Source organism: Methylovorus mays (genome assembly GCF_020531915.1).
GTDB classification, from domain to species: Bacteria; Pseudomonadota; Gammaproteobacteria; order Burkholderiales; family Methylophilaceae; genus Methylovorus; species Methylovorus mays.
This window is the reverse complement of record NZ_JAJAVG010000008.1, coordinates 686,401-703,355: the sequence shown is the minus strand read 5'-3', so window position 1 is coordinate 703,355 and position 16,955 is coordinate 686,401. Positions and strand designations below refer to the sequence as shown.

Genomic DNA, 16,955 nt, shown 5'->3' with positions numbered 1-16,955 from the left:
ATACAGTTGTGGTAGCGTATGCTGACAAGAGCCAGAACGCTGTTTGAAACTCCGGTGCTATGCATCGGTTATGGAGCTAAGCGCGAGCCAGTATGCAAGAAAAACCTACCCCCATCGAGATTGCCAGGCAGGCACTGATGCAGCTTGCCTCACGCAAAGTCCCGCCTACGCCGGATAACTTCCGCACGGTGTACGACGAGATTGCAGGCGTCGTTTCCACGAATGAAACACTGGAACTTGCCCATGTGCTGGACAAAGTGTTGCACGACGCGGGCAAGCAACGCCCCAAGTACATCGCCGCCGCTCAATCCATCGCCACCCTGATCGAAAAAAAGGATTGGTCCAGATTGGAGGACCAGCTGATCAAGTTGTTGCCGCTGGGCGCAGCGGGCGGCGATGAAACCAGCTGGCCCGTGGTGATCCGCAATCTGCTCAAGCAGCTTGAGGTGAGTCACAAGGGGGTTACCCTTACCCGCAAGAAAGAAGGCCTTAACCGGGTACTTACCAATTTTGGCAGTGATCCCGATGTCTTGCCGCAAAAGATTCAATCCCTGGTCAATTCATGGGGGCAAGGCTCAGTGGCCGATCATGTACCGGGCGATGGACCGCAGGTGCTGGAAGGCGAAGCGGAAACCATAGGTGAAACGCCAACCCCTGCTCCCAGCAAGTCGCTGTATGGCAAAAAGCCCGCCGAATATTGGCGCGAGATGCTGGTGCGCACCATGGAACTGGTGCTGATTCCACAACTGCATTCCCTGCCCGAACCGGAAGCCAAGGCCAAACAACTGGTCAAGGATATCAATGCGGCTACCAATGAAACCCAGATCAAGCGCATTGCCGAAGAGTTGAAAGGTGTACTGTTTACCCTGGAAATGCATGGGGATCAGCAGAACCGGCTGCACGAAGCCTTGTTGCAACTCTTGCGACTGCTGAATAGCAGCATGGGTGAACTGGTACTGGAGGATAAATGGCTGCATGGGCAGACCAAGATCGTGCAGGATATCCTTGAAAAACCGCTGGACCTTACCCGCCTTTATGACGCTGAAAGCAGTCTCAAGGAGATGCTGTACAAGCAGGGTCAGATCAAGCCGCGGCTGATTGAGGCCAAGGACTCGCTGAAGAAAATGGCCGAGATTTTCGTGGATAGACTGGCGGAAATGGACACCGATACCGGTGAATACCAGAACAAGCTGAATGGCTATCGCGATCGCATCACCTCAACCGAAGACCTGGTGGAACTCAACTCGGTGATTGACAGCCTGCTGAACGATACGCGCAGCATAGGTCTGAGCATACAGCGTTCAAAGGACGCGCTGGTGGACGCGCAGCAACGCGCTGATGAGGCAGAAAAGCTCATTGATGAACTGACGCGACGGCTGGACCATATCAGTGAAGTGGCGCATGAAGACTACCTGACCGGTACACTCAACCGGCGCGGCATGGATGAAGCGATGGAGCGCGAATTTGCCCGTGCCGACCGGCATGGTACGCCGCTCAGCATTGCCATGATGGATATTGACCACTTCAAGCAGCTCAACGATAACCTGGGCCATGCCACGGGTGATCAGGCTTTGATACACCTGGTGCGCATCATCAAGTACTCCCTGCGCAATACCGACGTGCTGGCCCGGTATGGCGGCGAAGAGTTCATCATCATACTGCCCAGTACCAAGCAGGAAGAGGCCATGGACATCATCAAGCGCGTACAGCGGGATCTCACCAAAAACTTCTTCATGCACCGCAACGAACGTGTGTTGATCACCTTTAGCGCCGGGGTAGCCGAACGGCTGCCTGGCGAAGGCCCGGATACTATCGTGCCAAGAGCCGATGCCGCCCTTTACAAAGCCAAGCATAGCGGGCGCAACCAGGTGATCGGCGCCGAAGGCCTGCTGGAGGAACCCGAGATTCGCGAAATTACCGATGCCAGTGCGCAAGAGAACGATGGCAATTAAACGTTTGGCAGCCTGCCTGTTGTATGCCTCTCTGGCAACGGCTGCCATGAGCGTTCAGGCGGTGGAATCTGAAGCGATTCAGTCGGCATTCAATCAGCGCTATCAGACATTTTTTGGGCCAGACAGTACATCGCTGCTTCCCCTCCCTGCCATCGACAAGCAGGAATGGAAGCGCATGCGTGAGAAAAAAGCCTTGCATCAGATTTATCAGGAGCCTGGCAAGTATTACAACAGCAAAGTGTACGTGTTCACCCTATACAAGGATGAAGAGGATGGCGCGTATTATCTGGATGCCGCGGGTGGTTTCTGGGGCATGGATGAGCTGGTGTATGGGCCGTTGTCAGCCCAGGATCTGGGGAATCCCTGAGGATTCAGATCCTGCCTCATCAATGTCATCAATGACAGGGTAGTATCAAGCGGTTGCGAGTTCGGGGGATGTGGTGAGCAGCGCGTAGATTTTATCTGCCGTAACCGGGCGTGAGAGCAGGTAACCCTGAAACTTGTCGCAGCCTGCCTGTGCCAGAAAGTCATATTGTTCCTGTGTTTCGACGCCTTCCGCTACCGTTTCCAGATGCAGGCCCTGCGCCATGCGGATAATACTGGCGGCAAGCTGCATGTCATCGGTGCTGTCGGGAATATCCTTGACGAACTCACGATCAATTTTGAGCGCATGTATGGGCAGGGTTTTCAGCTTGGCCAACGATGATTGGCCGGTGCCAAAATCGTCGAGCGCGATATGTACGCCGGTTCGAACCAGTGTTTGCAATGTGGGAATGGCGATGTCCATTCTATCCATGACGGCGTTTTCCGTAATCTCGATGGTCAGCCGACCAGGCGCAATGCCATGGCGTTTCAATACTTCATGCACAGTCATGACAAAATTCGTGTCACAAAAATGACGTGCTGAGATATTCACTGCCATGCTGAGCGTATTGTCCGGGAACCGGTTATCCCACTCGGCCAGCTGCCCACAAGCATGATCCAGCACCCACTCTCCTATGGGGATAATCAAGCCGGTTTCTTCTGCGCACGGAATAAAGTGGTCTGGATAAATGAGGCTGCCATCTTCCTGCTGCCAGCGTATCAGGCATTCGCAACTGGAAATTTGTGGCATGTCGCCCTCTTCTGATTTGGCGTATATCGGCTGGTAATGCAGCACAAATGCTTTTTCCCGAATTGCCTGCCGCAGGCGGCTTTCTGTCATCAGCCTTTCCTGGGCACGCTTGGTCAACTCCTCGGTGTAAAACTGATAACGGTTGCGTCCGGTGTCCTTGGCGCGGTACATGGCGGAGTCGGCATTGCGGATAAGCTGGGTGGCATCCTGAGTATCTTCCGGGCATACACTGATGCCGATGCTGGCACTGATGACAACTTCGCAATTGCCGCTGAGATGAAAAGGAGCCTTGAGTGCTTCCAGCAGATTGCTCGCAATGGTGGCGGCTTCGCTGGCATTTTGTAATTGCTCGATCAGCAGCACGAACTCATCACCGCCCAGGCGCGCGAACGTATCCTGTTCACGTATGCGTAGTTTCAATCGTTCCACGATGGCGACCAATAGCTCATCCCCTATCACATGACCGAGACTGTCATTGATATTCTTGAAGTGGTCGATATCAATAAACAGCATGCCAACCCGGTTATTGTTGCGCGCACTCAATGCCAGTGCATGGGTCAGCCTGTCCTGAAAAAGCAGGCGATTGGGCAGGCCGGTCAGAATGTCATGATGGGCCAGATGCTGGTAGCGCAATTGTCCTTCTTCTATCAGTTGTTCGGCTGTGAGCAGACGCTCGCTTTCGGCCAGCAGTATGCTTTGCCTGACCATTGCCAGCGCAATGATGCTGAGGCAAGAGGCCAGTGCAATGGATTTTGCGATCGGGGTGGCGGTATCCGTCATCATCAGATAGATGGTGCTGATGGCGATCAACATGGCCGTAATCGGGATGGCGCGCTGTATCCACTGGCATATTCGAACATATGTGCGATTGCCTGATGGCGTTGCCATCCAGTGCATGGCCCCCAGGCCCAGCAATAAATCTGAAGCGGAGAAAACATGATTGAGCAGCGAGCCGTCTATGTTCACCTTGTCGATCACATTCAGATTCCACTGCATCCAGATGCCACCTTCCAATGCCAGCCCGCCGAGCAACAATAGCCAGCCCCACTGCATGCGCAGGCGCAAAAACGGCACTAGCAAGAGGGCAAAACAGGCGGCGCTGAGCAAGCCCGCTGGATAAAATACCAGAACCAGTAATTGCAACGGGTTGCTATCTGTCTGGTGCGAAAGGTAAATCAGTAGAATCAGGCCAATGACGGCGATGGTCATGACCGCCATGTCAAGTTTGGCGGCAGTGAGTTTTGCGTGGGATAAATGGAGTTTAAGGACGCTTAACAAGCCGAGAATGCAACAAGGACCCAGCAAGAGATAGAACAGATCGGCGGGAGCCGGGAAGGGATTCCAGCCGAGAGCCGATTGAATGTCCCAGCATAGCTGACCTGTAAAATAGGATGCTATCCCCAGTAAAAACCAGCGTCGGGGTTCGCGTTGCTCGGGATACGCCTGCCGATAGCCCATCCATGCCAGCAGGGTGGCTGCGCCACTACTCGCCGTCCAGTGAATATTGTCCAGCCAGGGCAACCAAGCTGAAGGGGCAAAAAAAGAACCGATGATGGTCAGTATCACCACCGTCACTGCACCAAAAAGCACCCCGATTGCATTCCTGGACATGATCAAGTTCTTTTTATAATTATGCTGTTGCATCATTTAACCCCAAATTGTTAACGGATGTAAACCAATTGCTTGCTTGCATCTGTTTTCATGTGCATAGCTTGCGCGCCAAGCGGCGCGAACCTACATCGGCCATCGGCAAGTAACTATGAATTTCAAAGCATATTTCGGTCCATATTTCCCGTAAAATATGTTTTTAGATCGAACACGCCTCATGACCCCTTCTATTGACTCCCCCAACTTGCAGTTGCTCAAGAATCCTTCATTTCTGAAATTGCTGGCATTTCGCCTGTCAGTGATTTTCTCGTATCAGATTGTGGCGGTGGTGGTGGGGTGGCATATCTATCAGCTTACGCGTGACCCGCTTTCACTGGGCTTGATCGGTTTGGCCGAAGTGGTGCCTTATATCTGCACAGCGCTATTTGCTGGATATGCGGTGGATCATCACTCCAGACGCTTTTTTGGGGCCATGGCAGGCGGGGTGCTGATGCTGAATGCCCTGACCCTGGCCGCCGTGTCCGCTGGCTATGTGCCGGGGAATCCGACGTACTGGATTTATGGTTCCATTGTTTGCGTCGGCTTTGCGCGCGCCTTCATTGGCCCATCCTTCAGCGCCCTGTTTGCGCTGGTAGTATCGCGTAGCGAATTCGGTCGTGCTGCCGGGGTGGGAAGTTCCATATTCCAGATAGGCCTGGTCATGGGACCGGCCCTGGGCGGCATATTGGTGGGTTGGACCAATGTGAGTGTGGCGTATCTGGTGTCAGCCGGGTTCGCCATCATGGCCGCTATCGCCATTCTGAGCATACGGGTGGTGGAGCCGCCCCCGGCCGAAAGCGTGCCGGTGTTTACCAGCATCGGGCAAGGCTTGCGCTTTGTTTTCAGCAACCAGATTGTGCTGGGTGCGCAGGCGCTGGACATGTTTGCGGTGCTGTTCGGCGGTGCGGTCGCCATGCTGCCCGCGTTTATCCATGATGTATATCATCACGGCCCAGAGGGACTGGGCATACTGCGGGCGGCGCCGGCCGTGGGTGCGGTGATCATCGGTATCGTGCTGGCGCGTCACCCGCTGAATCGGCACGCGGGCAAATACCTGCTGCTGGCGGTGGCAGGATTTGGTATCAGCATTATCCTGTTTGGCCTGACCGCGCATTTCTGGCTGGCGGCTTTTTTGCTGGCTGTCTCGGGAGTATTTGATGGTATTTCAGTAGTGCTGCGCACCACCATCATGCAATTGATGACGCCGGATGCCATGCGTGGACGCGTCTCGGCCATTAACGGCATCTTCATTGGTTCATCCAATGAGCTAGGGGCTTTTGAGTCCGGGGTCAGTGCCAGACTGATGGGGCTGGTGCCCTCGGTGATTTTTGGCGGCACCATGACGCTGGCAGTAGTCGCGGCGACGGCTCGTCTGGCGCCGCGTTTGCGTCGGCTGCACTTGCACGAGTTGCATTAAGATCTGTGGAATTTATCCATCCAGGCAGAAATATTCTGTACTAACCCTAAAGTAATCAAATTAGGGGACGATATCAGGGTAGTTTGGCGGTTTGCTATCCGCAAATACCAAATAAACTGCGAGCGCGCGGGAATCTTTTGATCTTCGTGTGCTCTTAATGGCGCTGAAACACAATTTCAGCCCGAGTATTAACCCGATATCCCACAAGGAATTGACATGCATGCCGCAAGTTTTGACTATCTGATCCCCGCTCCTGCGTTTCAGCCGGAGTACCTGAATGTGCTGGAAGTCCCCGACCGCTTCACGCAGACCACGCTTTATAAAACCCAGCAACGCGAGCTTGAGCTGCGCCGCGAAATCGTCAAGATGACGCTTGCCAGCGGCGATTGCGTCTGACGTTTTTGCGCTGAGTGTGTGGTTTTGCCGGGTATCAAGGCGCGGCAACTCCTCATTCTGCAATAAGCCCAGTACGTTTCTGACATCCCTGCTTTTTAATTCATGCTATCCATGGCAGGGCTGTTTTCGCCCCGCATCTGGCCTGCCGAAATGGTCAGGTGAGGATACGGAATCTCAATGCCCACATGATCAAAGGCATGCTTCAGGCGTTTCAGGTATTCACGGCGCACGGTCCACTGCTCCAGTGGCAGCACCTTGAAGCGGCACTTGATGATCACCGCTGAATCATCCCAGCGATCCACCCCGGCCATCTCCAGGTCATCCAGTATTTTCTGATTGAATACCTCATCTGCTTTGAGGTCATCCGCGACTTCGCGCATCAGCGTCATTACGGTTTCCACGTTCTCGCGGAACGCCACGCGCACATCAATCACGGAATAAGCAAAGCTGCGGCTCATGTTGGTCACGGTGGAAATGACGCCATTCGGAATGAAGTGCACATTGCCATCATAATCACGCAGCTTGATATAGCGCAGGGTCACTTCTTCCACAAAGCCGCTTTTGCCGCCGGCATCCACCACATCCCCCTGGCGGATCTGGTTTTCCAGCAGCAGGAAAAATCCGGTGAAATAATCCTTGATCAGGCTTTGTGCACCAAAGCCTACCGCCACCCCTACCACCCCGGCCGCTGCCAGGATGGGCGCAATGGATACGCCCAGTTCGTTCAGTATCTCCATGATGGTAATCACGGAGACCAGCACGGTGGCGATGTAGCCGAAGACGCGCCCCAGGGTTTGCACGCGCTTGATTTCTTCGGGGTTATCCTGCGCATGTGTGAGCAGATGCGTTTTCAGTGCCAGCAGCATGCGGTTGAAAATGCGCATGGCCAGCCAGGCGATGGCCAGTATCAGCACTATTTTGAGAAAGACCTTGGCGATGTCCCAGAATTTCTGGATGTCTTCGATGCCAAGCTGAATGAGATAGTGTTCCATGGGGTCTCCTGTTACATGGGTGGCGAGCCAGTTTGATCAGCATGATGTGCGATCAGCGGACCCGCCGGACTGGCTGGTTCAGGTCTTGAACCAGCACGCGGTGAGTGGCGGAATGAGCAAGCTGTCTTCGCTGCATGAATAGCTGTCTGCCGAGATCGTTTCCTGTACGGTGCCGTGGGTGAAAAAACCGGCGCGCCTCAGCTGCTCCAGCGGCATGGCCTGGGTGTGATGGTCAAAGTTGTTGACCACCAGCACGCGAGCCTGGCTGTTCAGGGGATCAAAGCGCGAATACACCAGCAGATGCGGGTTTTCCAGCTCAAACAGTTCGCGATTGTTCAGGTCGGCCAGCGCAGGCAGTTCTTTGCGCAGCGCAATCAACTTCTTCAGGCCATTGAAAATGCGGTATTCCACCGTGCCCGGTTGCTGACGCAGCTCGGCCTTTTCCCAGTTCATGCGGGGCCGGTGTACCCAGCGACTGTCGTTGTATTTGAGCTCGTCTTCCAGGTACGAGGTATCGTTGAGCGCACCCAAGGGGTCGGCGTAATACAGCAATGGAATGCCGCCAAAAGACAGGATGATGCTATGCAGCAGCAGGATGGTGCGTATGCTGGTATCAATCGCGGCCTCATCCTGACGGTTTAGGGCAGTTTCCAAACCGGCCAGGGAAGCGAGAGAGCCGGAAATGCGGGCATCGCCGGTTTTATCATTACGGCCAAACGCTACGCCACGGGCGGTGGAGTCGTCGCGATTGCCGGTGTAATAGTCGATCAGAAATTGCCGGTGGGCCCACGGTTCATAACCCGCCTGACGGATATCGTTATCATCAAAGCCCAGCCCGATATCATCGTGGCAACGCAGATAATTGAGCCAAGTAGCGCGTTCCAGCTTGTTCGGAATATTGCGTATGCCCTTGTTCAACAGCGAGGCCTTTTTGGTGGCAACGCCTTCCCACAGCAGCGCCATCAAGGTGGCGTTATAGGCAATTTCGCATTCCTTGGCATTGATGGCGTCTTCGCCAAAGTACTTGATCACCTCAGGCGGTGCCACAATCGCTTCGGCGATGAACAAGACGCCGGGAGCCGTCACCTGGCAGCAATCCTTCATCAGTTGCAGAATCAGATGGGCCTCACGCTCATTCTGGCAACTGCTGCCGATTTTTTTCCACAAGAAGGCCACGGCGTCCAGCCGCAAAATATCCACGCCATGATTGGCCCAGTAGAGAATGATGTCGATCATCTCGATCAGCACTGCCGGGTTGCGGTAGTTCAAGTCCCACTGGAACTGGTTGAATACCGTCATCACCCATTTATTGGCTTCGGCATTCCAGGTGAAATTGCCGGGCGCCGTTTCAGGGAACACCTCCAGCATCGATTCTTCATACAAATCCGGCAACTCGCGGTTGTCGAACATGTAGTAGTAATCCTGATACTTGGGATCGCCCTGCCGTGCCTTGACGGCCCACTCGTGCTCGTCCGACGTGTGGTTGACCACCACATCCAGCGCCAGCAGCATGTCGCGTTTTTTCAGGTTGCCGATCAGCGCATCAAGGTCGGCAAGTGTGCCGTAGCGCGGATCAATGTTGCGAAAGTCGCGCACAGCATAGCCGCCATCGCTCTTGCCGCGTGGACAATCCATGATGGGCATGATGTGCAGCAGATTGATGCCCAGATCCTGCAGGAAATGCAGGTGACGTTGTACGCCCTGCAAATCACCAGCGAATTCCTGACAATACATGGCGAAGCCCACCCACTTCTGGCTGAGGAACCAGGTATGGTCTTTTTCCCGCGCCAGATCCTGCTCGCGCAGATGCGGCGCACGATTCAGATATTGCCGCGTCAGGGTTTCTACCAGCTTGCCCAATTGCTGCTTGTAATCCGGTCGTTCGCCATACAAGGTATGAAATAGCGAATAAATGGCATAAAAATTGGCGCCCAAGCGGATATAGAAATGCTGCAGATTGTGTTTCTTGATCTCGGGCTTCAGGCCGATCAGGATGTCATTCAGCAGAGAGTGCGATACCTGCTCATACATGGGGCACCTCACTCTCAGCTGCGTCCGGCATTTGCGGTTCGGTGCTGACCGGGACTTCCAGCAGGCCGTAATGACGCAGCCCTTCCAGGATGCCAGCGGCAAAATGCCGGGAGGCAAAATACACGCTATGCATGCCTTTCAGCGCCTGCAGTTCGGGGCTGTAATTGCCGACCACGATGGCCTGGGTATTGCCGACCAGCATATCCTGATCATTGCCGGAGTCACCTGCGACCAGGAAGTTTTCCAGCGGCAAGCCCCACTTGTAGGCCAGGTAGCGGATGGCATGCCCTTTGGAAGCACGAATAGGCAAAATGTCGAGAAACTCCTGATGCGAATAGATTAATTGCGCCCGCAACTTGCGCTCCCCCAGCAGGCGGTACAGCTCCTTGATAGTCGGCATGCGATCTGGGTCCACGATATAGCTCAGCTTGAATTCGCGCTGGTTTTCCGGCGCTTGCAAGGTGAGCCCGGGGATACCGGTGAGGGCCTGTTGCAGATCATCACGGCGCCACATGTGGCGGATATGGTTGGCCCAGCCCATATCGGGAATCAGCTTGGCGCCATAATGAATCTCGCTGCCGACTGAGGTAATCAGGATTTCCGGTTGCGGTACCTGCCATTTCTTCAATATAGCAATCGCGCTTTCCACTGGCCGCCCGGTTGCAATGCCAAATGCGAGCTTGCCCTTGTTGCGGCTCAACCACTGCATCAGCTGCTGCAGCGAGGCACGTTCGCCCAGCAGGGTATTGTCGATATCGCTGATCAGCGTGCGCTCGACCAGTGGCATCTGCGATTTGCCCGAATCCAGCAGCAGTGCGTGATGACGGCGTACCACTTTGCGGTTGCGGCGCAGCACCTGACGCATTTCCTTCATGTATTTGGTGACATGCGCGTCCCAACTATAGTGGCGCTTGACTCCCAGCAGGCCATTGGCCGACCAGGTGCGCCACTGCTTGCGATCTGCCAGGGCGCTGGTGAGTGCTTGCCCTATCGCCTCGCATTCCAACGTGTTGGCTAACAGACCGTTGCGGCAATTGCGCACGATATCGCGTGGGCCGCCGTCATCCGGTGCCACAAAAGGCAGGCCGCTGGCGGCGGCTTCAATCAAGGTCAGGCCAAACGGCTCGGTCAGCGCAGAGTTCACAAATACACCGCGCCTTCTGGCGGCCAGCCGGTAAAGCTCGGGAATGGCGTCCTGCGATATCTGCTTGGGAATGGCGACCTTGCCCCACAGATCATACTTGTCGATATCAAGTAACAGATTCTGCATGACCTGCTGCTGCGATTCTTCCATGGCGCGAATATCCTCGCGCGTGCCGGCGACGATGACCAGATTGGCTTTTTCCTGCAACTCCGGCGATTGCCCATAGGCATTCACCAGCCCTTTCAGGTTCTTGCGCAGGTCCGGGCGACAGATGGCCAGAATGACGGGCTTGTCCGGATCGCTGAGAAAGCGGTCTATCTGTTGCTGCGGGTCAGACTGAATCTTGCGCCTGCCAGGTGGGGAGAAACGTTTGGTATCGGTGCCCGGGGGAATCACCACATAACGTTGCTGGGCAAAATTGTGATAGATGCCGTACTGCGAGTCGATCTCCTGACGCGTGCTTGTTACTACAAAGGCGGCATGCTTGAGGATGTCTTCCTCAACGGCAATGCGGCGGTCCAGATTGAACTGCCTCTCAATCGCCTGCTGCTTGCGCCCGCTCGCCAGCAGGCGTTCCCGTTTGGTACGGCCCAGCGAATGGCCGGTATGCACTTGTGGAATCCCCAGCAACAAGGACAACTGCAGACCGACATAACCTGCATCGGCATAATGTGTGTGTATCAAGTCAGGCAGGCGGCCTTGTTGCCGCAGATAATGCAGGCAACGATCCACCAGTTCATCCAGATATGGCCACATGAGCTCCTTGCGCAGATAGCGCTTGGGGCCAAATGGCAGACGAATAATACGCGCTCCTGCCGAGAGTGCCTCTTCAGGCTGGCTGTAGTCTGGTGACACCGACGGGTCAGGGATGGCCCGCGTCAACAGATCCACCTTGCCGATCTCGGGATGGGCGGCAAGCGTGCGCGCGAGCTCCACGACATACGTAATCTGGCCGCCAGTGTCGGCATCGCGACCCAGCTCCAGATCGTAACCTCTTATCAAACCATGCAGGCTGATCATCAATACATACAGCGGGCTATCGCTGGCGGTGATCATGATAGCCACTCCTGCACAAAGGGCTGGTAAAACGCGGGATCATCCGGTGCAGCGCCACGTATGGCACACAGCGCGCTGGCAAACTGGTTGGCACGGGTAAGGGTGACACTGGCTTCCCATCCCCGCAGATGGCCCAATATATAAACGGCGGCAAAGGCATCGCCTGCGCCTACCGTATCCTGCAAAGGCTGCGCCATGGCTTGTGGCCCGGTTTCCTGCAACTCGCCGCTGGCATTCAGCTGCCATGCGCCCTGCTCGCCGCGCGTGATCACCACCAGCTTGAGATTGAAGCGCTTGAGCATCGCCATTGCCAGCTCGGGCAACGATTTTCCGGGCAGGCGCAGCAAAACGGCCAGCGCACCCAGCTCGTCTTCGTTCATTTTGACGATATCGGCACGCAGCAATGAACGTCGCACTGTATGCTTGTCATACCAGGGCGCACGCAGATTGAGATCAAGAAAGCGCGGGCTGCGGGCATCATTGAGAAAGTTGTCCAGCGCCAGACGCGACTCCATGTTGCGCTGGGCCAGGGTGCCAAAATAGACCAGGTCTGGTTTGATGGACATGGTCAGCATGTGAGTCACGCCCGCGTGGATATAGTCATACGCCTGGTAGGGCAGGATTTCAAAGCGATGGCCCGTTGCATCCATATGTACGGTGACCTGGCCAGTAGGATATTGGGGATCGCACTGGATGCCGGAGGTGTCCATGCCGCGTGCGTTCATCTCGGCCAGCAGTTCTTCACGCAGGGCATCATTCCCCGTGCGTGAGATCATGACGGGGTTAAGACCAAATCCCTGCAAATGGCGCGCGACATTGAAAGGCGCGCCGCCGAGAATATGGCCATCAGGAAAAACATCGGCTAATACTTCGCCAAACAAGGCAACGCATGAGCCCATGTCTTTATGGTGAGGTTGTAATTGCAATGGAGTTCCCTTTTGCTGTTGTTTTTAAAAGATAATCTGCATTCAGCCACTCCTGACAAGGTGGGATGGTCAGGGTGTTGTAAGCTTCCCCTGTTACCTTTTAGTAGTCTTTTCGGCGGCAAAGTTTCGATTAATTTTAAAAGCGGCCAGCACTAGCCCATCCTGACAAAGGAATATGACGCCATCTGCAGTGAAGTGATGATTACTTTTTTTAACATTACGCGATTACGCTTGATGTTAAGCTTATGGTCGTTCATGCAACCATCTCGGGTTGCGTGGCTCCAATATGGCGATTTACACCAGCATCAAGCTCACAAGAACCCGTGTTGACTAACAAACAGCCCTCTTCGCAATTGCCTACCTCTGCTGCGGCTCCTTTTCTCTGGGATCAACGTTCCCGGGGAGATCGCATGCTGCAGATTCGCATCAGCCGTAACACGCTGATCGCGATTGTGATTTCGCTGCTGTTACACGCGATTCTGCTGTTTACCGTCATTATTCATCCCATGGATTCGGGCCCGGAAGCGGAGCCGGCAGAGTCCAGCCAGATTGTGATGCAGCTTGCTCCCAAGACCGCCCCCAAAGCTGCAGAGACGCCGCAACCAAGTGCTCAGGCCGAGCCCGAACCCGCCCCTGCGCCCAAAGCTCCCCCCAAGGCTGTCAGCAAACCGGTGCCCAAACCAAGCAAGTCGACATCGCCACCGGTCATGGCAGCCCAGCCGCCTGCACGCGATCAAGCCCCGACTCCGCTGGATCGGCGCGTTCCGCCCCAGCCTGCGCCTGAGCCAGATATGTCGCCTCCACCGACCGACATGATGAGTTACGTGAAACAGCAGCAAGACAGACGGCGTGCGCAGGGCGATCCTTCCATTCTGAATGAAGATGCGGCTGCCAAGGATCGCGGGCCGACGGCGGACGAGATTCGCGAGGCAAATATTCAGCGCAACTTGAAGGAAGCGGGTGGCGGTGTGTTCCAGATTACTCAGATGAGCTCTCGCGGGGCCAAATTCGTATTCCGTGGCTGGCGCTATTTCAGTAACCCCCGTACAGAATATATCGAGGTCGAGGCGCCAGCAGATGGTGATATTCGTCGGGCGGTGGTCAAGCGCATGATCGAGATTATCCGTCGTGATTACAAAGGGGATTTTACCTGGGAGTCCAAGCGTCTCGGGCGTGTGGTGACTTTGTCTGCACGTCCCCAAGACAATGATGGCTTGGAAGATTTCCTGATCAAAGATTTCCAGTGGTAGTCTATCTTTGTATTCTTCATTCACGGATGCGAACCATTTTTAATGATGAGACTCCCTTATGGTGGGGAATCACTATTCATTAAGTTAGACGTCCATAAAAATTCGGAATAAAGCAGCAGGGGTTATGCATGCTCTGCATGCTTTTGCATGGATAGTAGCTATTGCGTACCTGTCGTCATCAGGAACCCTGCACCGATGAATTGCGGCCCCGCTTACCGCACTGTAGCTGACTTTCAATGCAGTGATGTTCAAAACAATTTTCACAAAAAACTGCGCTATGGACCATAACATCACTCTCATCTCCACCATCGCGGCGGGCTTCGGCCTGGCGCTGGTCTTCGGCTTTATTGCCGAAAAAATCAAGTTGCCCGCTCTGGTGGGCTATCTGCTGGCAGGTATTCTGATCGGTCCGTCCACCCCCGGCTTTGTTGCCGATACCGGCATCGCCTCCCAGCTCTCTGAAATTGGTGTCATGCTGCTCATGTTTGGCGTGGGCCTGCATTTTTCGATTGCAGATCTCATGTCCGTCAAACGGATTGCCCTGCCCGGCGCGGTGGTGCAAATGACGCTGGCGACCGTGCTGGGCGCGAGTGTGGCCTATTGGTGGGGCTGGACCTTGGGCGAGGGGCTGATTTTTGGTCTGGCCTTGTCATGTGCGAGTACGGTGGTGCTGTTAAAGGCGCTGGAGGCACGTGGCATCGTCGACAGCATGAACGGCAAAATCGCCGTGGGCTGGCTGGTGGTAGAAGACCTAGCCACGGTTCTGGTGCTGGTATTGATGCCACCGCTGGCAGGCATATTGGGTGGTACTGCCCAAGTGGAAAGTGCGGCACCGCTATGGCAAACCATAGGCTTTACCCTGTTGCAGGTTTCATTTTTTATTGCATTCATGCTGGTGGCTGGCAAGCGCTTGTTGCCCTGGCTGCTGTGGCATGTGGCAAAGACCGGCTCGCGCGAGTTATTCACCCTGGCCGTGATTGCCGCTGCCATCAGCATTGCCTTTGGTGCTGCCAAACTGTTCAGTGTGTCCTTTGCTCTGGGGGCCTTCTTTGCGGGCATGGTGATGCGCGAATCCGAGTTCAGCCATCGCGCAGCCGAGGAATCCCTGCCCTTGCGCGACTCGTTTGCCGTGCTGTTTTTTGTGTCGGTCGGCATGCTGTTTGACCCGGCTATTCTGGTGACGGAGCCGTTCAGTGTGCTGGCGGTGGTCGCGATTATCATCGTGGGGAAATCCATTGCCGCCATGGCGATTGTGCTGGCGTTCCGCTACCCTCTCAACACGGCGCTGACGGTAGCCGCAAGCCTGGCGCAAATTGGCGAGTTTTCCTTTATTCTCGCCGGGCTCGGCATGAGCCTGGGTATCCTGCCCGCCGAGGGCATGAGCCTGGTGTTGGCTGGGGCGCTGATTTCGATTGCGCTTAATCCCCTGGTATTTTCTCTCGCGAAGCCGATAGAAAAGTGGCTGTTGAGCTTCTCCAAGCTGGCGCGCCACCTCGATCGACGTACCGATCCGTTTGCCGAGCTGCCCATGAGCACTGAGCGCAAGCTGCTTGAAGGCCAGGTAGTGCTGGTGGGGTATGGTCGTGTTGGTCGGCGTATTGCCCAGGCGTTGACGGAGCAAGGCATCCCATTTGTGATTGCCGAGCAAAACCGCGAGATTGTGGAGGGGCTGCGCAAAAAAGGCATCGCTGCCGTGTCAGGCAACGCCGCCGATCCTGCCGTCCTCGTGCAAGCGCATATTCAGAATGCGTCCATGTTGGTGATTGCGACGCCGGAAACCATCGATTTTCGCAAAATGTCTGAGGCGGCTTCCACACTGCAACCCAGTATTGAAATTGTGGTACGCACCCACAATGAAGAGGAGTCCACCCTGCTCAGGAAGGATGGCGTAGGAACGGTGTTCTATGGGGAGGAGGAACTGGCAAAAGGCATGACCAAGCATATTCTGAATCGGTTTGTGCAATCCTAGCGCTTGCTTCACATGGCTCGTGCCCATAAAAAAACGGAGGAAACCCTCCGTTTTTTATTTCTCAACAGGCGCTCACTAGCGGGCGCCTAAAGGTCAATGACGTTTAGCGATTGCAAACGTACATCGTTACTTCAAAGCCAAAACGCATTTCGGTAGCTTCTGGTTTGGTCCACATGGTAGTTCTCCTCATTGGTTTGGTTAAGTCGTCCGGGTAATGCATCAGCGATAACTTGCTGTATTCGTATGACTGCAGTATGCGCCCACGGTTTTATTAAGACCCTGCTGCCATTCATGATTCACGCCTCATGATTTTCATTAAACCTCTTAACGAGCAAGGGCAGCCGGGCGGAACTTAATTCCTCAGCGCCTACACCTACAGATACCTATGTATCAATAAAGGAGAGAGATCATGATGAAAGCGTGTCTTGTGACAGCAGCGTTGTTGGCCTTGCCTATGGCCGCCATGGCGGATACCGAGTTCTATGGCACCGTCCAGAGCAAGCCGGATAACAACCTGGGTGTATGGGTGATCGGTGATCAGCAGATACAGGTAAATGAAAAAACCAAACTCGAAGATGACCATGGCCCGCTTGCCATTGGAGCTTGTGTGGAGGTTGAACACAAGAATGGGCTGGCGAAAGAAATCGAAAGCGAGAAAACAGAGAAGTGTACAAAGCCCACAGGCAAGCTCTGATTAACGTCTGAGGGGCATAAAAAAACGCCAGCATTTGCTGGCGTTTTTACCTGACTGAAGAACCGTGGTTCAGCTTAGTTCAGGGCATCCTTCAAAGCCTTGCCAGCGCGGAAGGCTGGAGCCTTGCGTGCAGCAATCTTGATTTCTTTACCGGTTTGCGGATTGCGGCCAGTACGGGCAGCGCGTTCCGAAACTGCGAAGGTACCGAAGCCGATCAGGGTTACGGAGTCACCCTTCTTCAAAGCGCCAGTAACACTGCTGGTGAATGCATCAATCACCTTGCCAGCGGCAGCCTTGCTAATACCAGCGCTTGTTGCAATTTCTTCAATCAATTCTTGTTTGTTCATAGTGTTTTCAATCAAGGTTG

Annotated in this window: 13 protein-coding genes and 1 pseudogene; 7 read left to right on the top strand and 7 right to left on the bottom strand. The window is 54.8% G+C overall.

The window, feature by feature from the left end:
• Positions 1-92 precede the first annotated feature (92 nt).
• Together LG203_RS13655 and LG203_RS13650 are read left to right on the top strand one after the other, a co-directional pair.
• Complete coding sequence (locus LG203_RS13655; protein ID WP_230346260.1) at positions 93-1,952, top strand: GGDEF domain-containing protein; 1,860 nt, start codon at positions 93-95, stop codon at positions 1,950-1,952.
• Positions 1,942-2,319 carry a hypothetical protein gene (locus LG203_RS13650; RefSeq protein ID WP_230346259.1) on the top strand — a complete coding sequence of 126 codons (378 nt, stop codon included), beginning with the start codon at positions 1,942-1,944 and terminating at the stop codon, positions 2,317-2,319. The genes LG203_RS13655 and LG203_RS13650 overlap by 11 nt, the downstream gene beginning before the upstream one ends.
• A gap of 45 nt (positions 2,320-2,364) precedes the next feature.
• Here LG203_RS13650 and LG203_RS13645 read toward each other — a convergent pair whose 3' ends face one another.
• A complete protein-coding gene (locus LG203_RS13645; RefSeq protein WP_230346258.1) occupies positions 2,365-4,677 on the bottom strand; it encodes a putative bifunctional diguanylate cyclase/phosphodiesterase in 2,313 nt (770 codons plus the stop codon).
• A 214-nt stretch (positions 4,678-4,891) separates the two neighbouring features.
• Here LG203_RS13645 and LG203_RS13640 point away from each other — a divergent pair, with 214 nt between their 5' ends.
• Both LG203_RS13640 and LG203_RS13635 read left to right on the top strand, forming a co-directional pair.
• Complete coding sequence (locus LG203_RS13640; protein ID WP_230346257.1) at positions 4,892-6,130, top strand: MFS transporter; 1,239 nt, start codon at positions 4,892-4,894, stop codon at positions 6,128-6,130.
• A 216-nt stretch (positions 6,131-6,346) separates the two neighbouring features.
• The gene (locus LG203_RS13635; protein ID WP_230346256.1) at positions 6,347-6,526 is read left to right on the top strand and encodes a hypothetical protein; all 180 of its coding nucleotides are present in this window, start codon (positions 6,347-6,349) and stop codon (positions 6,524-6,526) included.
• A gap of 95 nt (positions 6,527-6,621) precedes the next feature.
• Here LG203_RS13635 and LG203_RS13630 read toward each other — a convergent pair whose 3' ends face one another.
• The 4 genes from LG203_RS13630 to LG203_RS13615 all read right to left on the bottom strand — a co-directional run bounded on the left by LG203_RS13630 (position 6,622) and on the right by LG203_RS13615 (position 12,648).
• Entirely contained in the window at positions 6,622-7,518 is an 897-nt protein-coding gene (locus LG203_RS13630; RefSeq protein WP_230346255.1) for a mechanosensitive ion channel family protein, read from the bottom strand.
• A 78-nt stretch (positions 7,519-7,596) separates the two neighbouring features.
• Positions 7,597-9,549 (bottom strand): alpha-amylase family protein, encoded by a 1,953-nt coding sequence (locus LG203_RS13625; protein ID WP_230346254.1) that lies wholly within the window; start codon positions 9,547-9,549, stop codon positions 7,597-7,599.
• Positions 9,542-11,749: an HAD-IIB family hydrolase gene (locus LG203_RS13620; RefSeq protein WP_230346253.1), complete on the bottom strand. Its 2,208-nt coding sequence runs from the start codon at positions 11,747-11,749 to the stop codon at positions 9,542-9,544. Before LG203_RS13620 ends, LG203_RS13625 begins: the two co-directional genes overlap by 8 nt.
• Entirely contained in the window at positions 11,746-12,648 is a 903-nt protein-coding gene (locus tag LG203_RS13615; protein WP_230346386.1) for a carbohydrate kinase family protein, read from the bottom strand. Before LG203_RS13615 ends, LG203_RS13620 begins: the two co-directional genes overlap by 4 nt.
• A 437-nt stretch (positions 12,649-13,085) precedes the next feature.
• On the opposite strand from LG203_RS13615, the gene LG203_RS13610 reads away from it, so the two are divergent.
• Positions 13,086-13,925 (top strand): hypothetical protein, encoded by an 840-nt coding sequence (locus LG203_RS13610; RefSeq protein ID WP_230346252.1) that lies wholly within the window; start codon positions 13,086-13,088, stop codon positions 13,923-13,925.
• A 277-nt stretch (positions 13,926-14,202) separates the two neighbouring features.
• Entirely contained in the window at positions 14,203-15,894 is a 1,692-nt protein-coding gene (gene ybaL, locus LG203_RS13605) for a YbaL family putative K(+) efflux transporter (RefSeq protein WP_230346251.1), read from the top strand.
• Between the two features lie 103 nt (positions 15,895-15,997).
• Here ybaL and pqqA read toward each other — a convergent pair whose 3' ends face one another.
• Positions 15,998-16,069 (bottom strand): pyrroloquinoline quinone precursor peptide PqqA, encoded by a 72-nt coding sequence (gene pqqA, locus LG203_RS13600; RefSeq protein ID WP_013440845.1) that lies wholly within the window; start codon positions 16,067-16,069, stop codon positions 15,998-16,000.
• A 234-nt stretch (positions 16,070-16,303) separates the two neighbouring features.
• Here pqqA and LG203_RS13595 point away from each other — a divergent pair, with 234 nt between their 5' ends.
• The gene (locus tag LG203_RS13595; RefSeq protein ID WP_230346250.1) at positions 16,304-16,588 is read left to right on the top strand and encodes a DUF5666 domain-containing protein; all 285 of its coding nucleotides are present in this window, start codon (positions 16,304-16,306) and stop codon (positions 16,586-16,588) included.
• 74 nt (positions 16,589-16,662) lie between these two features.
• Here LG203_RS13595 and LG203_RS13590 read toward each other — a convergent pair.
• Positions 16,663-16,953 (bottom strand): annotated as a pseudogene (locus LG203_RS13590) (HU family DNA-binding protein); the annotation flags it as partial.
• Positions 16,954-16,955 lie beyond the last annotated feature (2 nt).

What these genes read in the sequence shown, in the direction of transcription:
- LG203_RS13615 (WP_230346386.1), bottom strand. Translation starts at nt 12,648, where the DNA reads ATGGGCTCATGCGTTGCCTTGTTTGGCGAAGTATTAGCCGATGTTTTT.
- LG203_RS13640 (WP_230346257.1), top strand. Translation starts at nt 4,892, where the DNA reads ATGACCCCTTCTATTGACTCCCCCAACTTGCAGTTGCTCAAGAATCCT.
- LG203_RS13635 (WP_230346256.1), top strand. Translation starts at nt 6,347, where the DNA reads ATGCATGCCGCAAGTTTTGACTATCTGATCCCCGCTCCTGCGTTTCAG.
- LG203_RS13630 (WP_230346255.1), bottom strand. Translation starts at nt 7,518, where the DNA reads ATGGAACACTATCTCATTCAGCTTGGCATCGAAGACATCCAGAAATTC.
- LG203_RS13625 (WP_230346254.1), bottom strand. Translation starts at nt 9,549, where the DNA reads ATGTATGAGCAGGTATCGCACTCTCTGCTGAATGACATCCTGATCGGC.
- LG203_RS13655 (WP_230346260.1), top strand. Translation starts at nt 93, where the DNA reads ATGCAAGAAAAACCTACCCCCATCGAGATTGCCAGGCAGGCACTGATG.
- LG203_RS13610 (WP_230346252.1), top strand. Translation starts at nt 13,086, where the DNA reads ATGCTGCAGATTCGCATCAGCCGTAACACGCTGATCGCGATTGTGATT.
- LG203_RS13595 (WP_230346250.1), top strand. Translation starts at nt 16,304, where the DNA reads ATGATGAAAGCGTGTCTTGTGACAGCAGCGTTGTTGGCCTTGCCTATG.
- ybaL (WP_230346251.1), top strand. Translation starts at nt 14,203, where the DNA reads ATGGACCATAACATCACTCTCATCTCCACCATCGCGGCGGGCTTCGGC.
- LG203_RS13620 (WP_230346253.1), bottom strand. Translation starts at nt 11,749, where the DNA reads ATGATCACCGCCAGCGATAGCCCGCTGTATGTATTGATGATCAGCCTG.
- LG203_RS13645 (WP_230346258.1), bottom strand. Translation starts at nt 4,677, where the DNA reads ATGTCCAGGAATGCAATCGGGGTGCTTTTTGGTGCAGTGACGGTGGTG.
- LG203_RS13650 (WP_230346259.1), top strand. Translation starts at nt 1,942, where the DNA reads ATGGCAATTAAACGTTTGGCAGCCTGCCTGTTGTATGCCTCTCTGGCA.